Here is a 5,659-nt window from a genome sequence, read left to right as displayed (position 1 = left end):
GCGCCGCCGTTCCGCGATGTCGCTGCCGGCGCATGGCACGCCGGGGCGGTAGGGGCGGCATACGAGGCCGGCCTTATAAACGGAGTAGACGGCGAGCGGTTCGCCCCCGATCGGACGATCAGCAGAGAACAGATGGCGACTTTGCTGGTCCGTGCTTATGCGTACTTGGCAGGGGCGGACGCACCGCCGTTTGTGCCGGATGAGTCCGTCGCCTATCAGGACGAAGCGGCTGTCGCGGACTGGGCACGAGCGTCCGTCAATCAAGTCTTGGGAGGCGGCATTATGGAATTGGGCGGCGATGGCTTGTTCCAGCCTCGGACCGCCGCCACTCGCGTGGAGGCCGTGGAGGCCATTCTGAAGCTGCTTGGTATGATGCGGGAGCCATAAAGAGGATGAAGATATAGCCGTATGTACAAGGCGAGAAAAGCTGAGCGTGGGATTTCCTTGCTCGGCTTTTTTCGTTGAATAGGAAGTAGGTGAACGAGCAGCTGTAGGCGTTAAAAACGCCGATGGACTGGAAAGTAACTCTGATTAGCGTCCATAGGCGTTAGTAACGCGTATGGCTCCAAAAAGTAGGCGAACGAGCAGCTGTAGGCGTTAAAAACGCCGATGGACTGGAAAGTAACTCTGATTAGCGTCCATAGGCGTTAGTAACGCTTATGGCTCCAAAAAGTAGGTGACGAGCAACTGTAGTCGTTAAAAACGCCAATGGACCGGATAGTAACTCTGATTAGCAGCCATAGGCGTTAGTAACGCTTATGGCTCCAAAAAGTAGGTGACGAGCAACTGTAGTCGTTAAAAACGCCAATGGACCGGATAGTAACTCTGATTAGCAGCCATAGGCGTTAGTAACGCTTATGGCTCCAAAAAGTAGGCCGACGAGCAGCTGTAGGCGTTAAAAACGCCGATGGACCGTAAAGTAACTTTGATTAGCGTCCATAGGCGTTAGTAACGCTTATGGCTCCAGCTCCAAACATGCTGTTCTGCCAAAGAACGTCGACGGATTTTTTGCCTCGAGACGGGTGCTTGTTGGAACCGATCTGAGGTAGCTGCATGGAATGACTGCAGCCTGCTTATCTCGCAGGATAAGCAGGCTGCAGGCTAAACCCAACTTTCTAAGTGCTTCCAGAAGCTATAGATGTCCGCTGAGATGTCTAACGGTTAATAAAAGCCTCCGCCGCAGCCTCCGCCACATCCGCCGCCGCAACCGCATCCTCCACCGAAGCCGCCGCCGAAACCACCGCCGAAACCGCCTCCCCAGCCGAAGCCGAAGGGAACGATGAACAACGCCGCGATGAACGCGAGCGCGATGGCCGCGCCGAAGAAGAAAAACGATACATGCGCTTTTGTTTTGGCTCGTTTGGCATGACGTTTTTTGAGACGATTGTAAGTCGGCCCTTTACCCTTGTCGATAGAGGAGAAGTAGAGTCGGCCATTTTTGTACGCCTTGATCGTTCCGCGAATCATGGAGCCGTCCTTCAGTCTAGCTTGAACCACTCTGCCGATATACGGGCGCAAAGCCGCTTCATTTAGTGCAATTCGTTGCATTTGGTACACCTCTCTTTCCGTTAAGCATCTAATATTCTATTCCGAACTCGTCTTAATAGATTGTATGAATAGCGGGGTAGGGGCTTAATGCGGCTTATGTCACGAGGGCTCAACAGCGCCGCCTTTGTGGAGTTTAAGTCGGCGCTATCGATCTAAACCATCGGCAGCACCGCTTTTACGGTGATTAGATCGGTACTATCGATCTAAACGCCAGCGGCGTCGCATTTATGGAGTTTAAGTCGACGCGACCGATCCAAACCGTCGGCAGCACCGCTTTTACGGTGATTAGATCGGCGTGATCGATCTAAAACGTCGTCGGCGCGACTTATATAGAGTTTAGGTCGGCGCGATCGATCTAAAACGTCGTCGGCGCGACTTTTATGGAGTTTAAGTCGGCGTGATCGATCTAAAACGTCGTCGGCGCGACTTTTATGGAGTTTAAGTCGGCGCGATCGATCTAAAACGCCAGCAGCGCCGCCTGTGTGGAGTTTAAGTCTACGCAACCGATCTAAACCGTCGGCAGCGCCGCTTTTATGGAAGTTAAGTCGACACAGCAAACTTAAAATCCCACGGCGAGCGTTGCCTATCTGCATAGGAATGGTGCGAGTCCAGGGCACGTACGTGAACAACAAATATCATGTTGCCGGCATCGCAAACATAAGTATGGATAAACAGATAGATTGGAGTATAGATAGCTTGTACGTCACAAGTGCTGGACCACTAGACAGACTATGATCCGAAACGGCACAAATGCCGGATCACTAGGCAGCCTATGATCCGAAGCGTCACATGAACGAGCGGGGACCATAAGTTTCGCAGCAATCGGCAAGGCGAGAGGGGATGGGAGCATGGCTTCGACAACCGTTATCGTCAGCGGAGCAAGGACGCCCTTTGGCAAGCTCGGCGGTGTGTTCAAGGAAATCACAGCCGTTCAACTGGGGGGTGAAGCCATCAGAGAGGCTGTATGCCGTGCGGGACTGCGGCCGGAGCAGGTAGAGCACGTCATCATGGGCATGGCCTTGCAGGGCGGGGCTGGACAGAATCCCGCGAGACAAGCGGCGAGATATGCAGAATTGCCGTGGAGCACGCCTGCCGAGACGATTAACAAGGTTTGCGCGTCAGGAATTCGGGCGATTACGATGGCGGACGGAATGATTCGAGCGGGAGATGCCGACATCGTCGTGGCGGGCGGTATGGAAAGCATGAGCCAGGCAGCGCATGCTATACCCGGTATGCGCTGGGGCAGTCGGCTTGGCAATGCGACAATCGTCGACCTGATGCTTCACGACGGGCTGCAATGCCCGTTCGATAAAGTGCATATGGCTGTGCACGGCAGCAAGGTGGCACAGGAATATAACATAACTCGGCAGGAGCAGGACGAGTGGGCGCTCCTCAGTCATCAGAGAGCGATACTTGCTATGCAGAACGGTAAGCTGCGCGAAGAAATTGTGGCCATTCGTTCGTCAGGCAGGCATGGGGCGGAGAACGCTATCGACAGCGACGAAGCTCCTCGAGCCGATACGAGTGCGGAAGCGCTGTCGCGCCTGGCGCCCGTCTTTGCTGCTGACGGCACGATCACGGCGGGAAATGCGCCAGGGGTGAACGACGGCGCAGCCGCGCTGCTGCTGATGTCGCAAGATAAGGCGAATGAGCTTGGCTTAATGCCAATAGCCCGCATTGTAGGTCACGCCGCGTCGGCGCTGGAGGCGCCTTACATTGCGACGGCCCCGGCTGCCGCCATCAGGAAGCTGCTCGACCGAAACGGCCACTCTGTCCAGGACATTGATTTGTTCGAGATAAACGAGGCATTTGCGGCTGTCACTCTAACAAGCGCGCGTATGCTGGGATGCGATCCATCCAAGGTGAATGTAAACGGAGGAGCGGTTGCGCTCGGACATCCCGTCGGGGCAAGCGGGGCGCGCATCGTATTGACGCTCGTGATGGAGCTCCGCCGTAGGGGCGGCGGTCTGGGAGTCGCGGCCATATGCAGCGGAACAGCCCAAGGGGATGCCGTTTTGCTTGAGGTGATGTAGCTCGTTAATAACCCTGTTGTCTGCGGGGAGCGGAGCGATCGTAGAATTGCTGCCCTGGCATGATCAGGATGGAGCCGGTTCGACTTGAATAATGAAGTCTGCCGGTCGGCTCTGATGCATGCGAGACCAATGAAGGAAGGAATGCGTGGAGCATTAAGTCCAAGTGCGATATCCGAATGAACAATCGTATCCGGACGCTGATGGTTGTTCATGTACGATATCCGTATGAACAATCGTAACCGGACGTTGATGGTTGTTTATGTACGATATCCGAATGAACAATCGTAACTGGACGCTGATGGTTGTTCATGTACGATATCCGAATGAACAATCGTATCCGGGCGCAGATGGTTGTTCATGTACGATAACCGAACCGCGGAAAGGAGGCCATCCATGAGCAATCGTATCCGGACGCTGATGGTTGTCGGCGCGGGACAGATGGGAGGCGGCATTGCCCAGTCGGCAGCGGAGGCGGGGCTGCAAGTGCTTCTGCATGATGTGTCGCCGGAACGCGCGGAGCACGGGCTGGAGTCCTTGCGTCGCCAAGCGGCACGAGATGTCGCCAAGGGACGGAAGAGCGAGGCCGAAACGTCGGAGATGCTCGGGCGGATTATGATTGCCGACGATATTAAAGCGGCGGCACGCGCGGAGCTAGTCATCGAAGCCATCGTCGAGAGTTTGCCGGCCAAGCGTGAGTTGTTCCGCCGCCTTGACGATCGTTGTCCGGCGGCGACCATCCTGGCGAGCAATACGTCGGCGCTGCCGATTACCGAGCTGGCAGCCTCTACGGGGCGGGCTGATCGCGTCGTGGGCATTCATTTTATGAACCCGGTGCCGGTCATGCCGCTTGTGGAGCTTATTCGCGGCCTTGCTACCTCGGATGCAACTTTCCGGGAGGCCCATCATTTCGTGCAGAGGTTAGGCAAGACGCCGGTCGAAGCGGGAGACAGCCCCGGCTTCGTTTCCAACCGCGTGTTGATGCCGATGATTAACGAAGCGATCTGCTGCGTGCATGAAGGCGTAGCTTCGCCGGAGGCGGTGGACGCCATCATGAAGCTGGGCATGCGGCATCCCATGGGACCGCTGGCGCTGGCAGACCTGATCGGTCTCGATACATGCCTGGCCATCATGGAGGTGCTTCTTCAGGGATTCGGCGATTCCAAGTACCGCCCGTGCCCATTGTTGCGCAAGTACGTGCAGGCCGGTTGGCTGGGCAAGAAGACGGGGCGGGGGTTCTATTTGTATGACACATGATGTTGTCTGCGACAAAGCGGTTACAACGTAAATCCCAATCAGCACGATTATACAGCGGGGGAAGTGGATGCCATGATGCCGCCACTGACAAGCGAGCAGGAAGCGATGCGCGAAATGATACGGGATTTCGCGAGGAGAGAGGTAACGCCGTGCGTCGCCGATATGGAAGAAAGGGATGCCTTCCCTGAGGCGCTGATTGCCGCAATGGGAGGGCTGGGGCTCATGGGCATCGCCGTGCCGGAGAAGTATGGGGGCGTCGGCGCGGATTACGTCTCGAACGTGATTGCCATCCATGAAATATCGAAGGCAAGCGCCGCGGTTGGCGTTATTCTGTCCGTGCACAGCTCGGTCGGTACTTGCCCGATTTTATACGACGGCAACGAAAACCAGCGAAAACGGTTCATCCCGCGGCTTGCCTCGGGCGAGGCGCTTGGGGCCTTCGCCCTGACGGAGCCGAGTGCAGGCTCGGATTCCGCAAGCATGCGGATGAAGGCGGAGAAACGCGGCGACCGCTACATTTTAAACGGCACGAAATCGTTTATTACGAACGGAGGTTACGCGGACACTTACATTACGTTTGCGGTAACGGACCCGGGCAAAGGGATGAAGGGCATATCCGCATTCATTGTAGAGTGCGGCACGAAGGGACTGACGGTCGGAAAACGCGAAAAAAAGCTGGGTCTTCACGGCTCCAGCACGACCGAGCTTGTGTTCGACAACGCGAAGGTGCCCGAAGATTGCTTGCTTGGCAAAGAAGGAGAGGGCTTGCGAATCGCGCTTTCGCATCTGGATGCCGGCCGAATCGGCATCGCGGCGCAGGCGCT

General features: G+C 56.2%; 5 protein-coding genes. 4 read left to right on the top strand and 1 reads right to left on the bottom strand.

Annotated features, from left to right (window positions below; translation table 11 throughout):
• Nucleotides 1–387: S-layer homology domain-containing protein (locus PAT3040_RS32580; RefSeq protein WP_181376976.1), on the top strand; the 387-nt coding region annotated here is incomplete at its 5' end.
• Between the two features lie 774 nt (nucleotides 388–1,161).
• Here the strand turns inward: PAT3040_RS32580 and PAT3040_RS32575 are convergent.
• The gene (locus PAT3040_RS32575; protein WP_108995945.1) at nucleotides 1,162–1,548 is read right to left on the bottom strand and encodes a hypothetical protein; all 387 of its coding nucleotides are present in this window, start codon (nucleotides 1,546–1,548) and stop codon (nucleotides 1,162–1,164) included.
• A gap of 848 nt (nucleotides 1,549–2,396) precedes the next feature.
• Between PAT3040_RS32575 and mmgA the strand changes: the two genes are divergently transcribed.
• The 3 genes from mmgA to PAT3040_RS39325 form a co-directional block, all read left to right on the top strand.
• A complete protein-coding gene (gene mmgA, locus PAT3040_RS32570; protein ID WP_108995944.1) occupies nucleotides 2,397–3,581 on the top strand; it encodes an acetyl-CoA C-acetyltransferase in 1,185 nt (394 codons plus the stop codon).
• 393 nt (nucleotides 3,582–3,974) lie between these two features.
• The gene (locus tag PAT3040_RS32565; protein ID WP_108995943.1) at nucleotides 3,975–4,835 is read left to right on the top strand and encodes a 3-hydroxyacyl-CoA dehydrogenase family protein; all 861 of its coding nucleotides are present in this window, start codon (nucleotides 3,975–3,977) and stop codon (nucleotides 4,833–4,835) included.
• A 72-nt stretch (nucleotides 4,836–4,907) separates the two neighbouring features.
• Nucleotides 4,908–5,659 (top strand): acyl-CoA dehydrogenase family protein (locus tag PAT3040_RS39325; RefSeq protein ID WP_258235282.1); only part of this gene is annotated, 752 nt, incomplete at its 3' end.

It is taken from the genome of Paenibacillus agaridevorans, from assembly GCF_003112455.1.
GTDB lineage: Bacteria > Bacillota > Bacilli > Paenibacillales > Paenibacillaceae > Pristimantibacillus > Pristimantibacillus agaridevorans.
The sequence above is the reverse complement of the archived record's forward strand: the minus strand, read 5'-3'. Positions and strand labels throughout refer to the sequence as shown.

Bases quoted from the DNA above. Each gene is read 5' to 3' on its own strand.
- PAT3040_RS32575 (WP_108995945.1), bottom strand. From the start codon at position 1,548: ATGCAACGAATTGCACTAAATGAAGCGGCTTTGCGCCCGTATATCGGC.
- mmgA (WP_108995944.1), top strand. From the start codon at position 2,397: ATGGCTTCGACAACCGTTATCGTCAGCGGAGCAAGGACGCCCTTTGGC.
- PAT3040_RS32565 (WP_108995943.1), top strand. From the start codon at position 3,975: ATGAGCAATCGTATCCGGACGCTGATGGTTGTCGGCGCGGGACAGATG.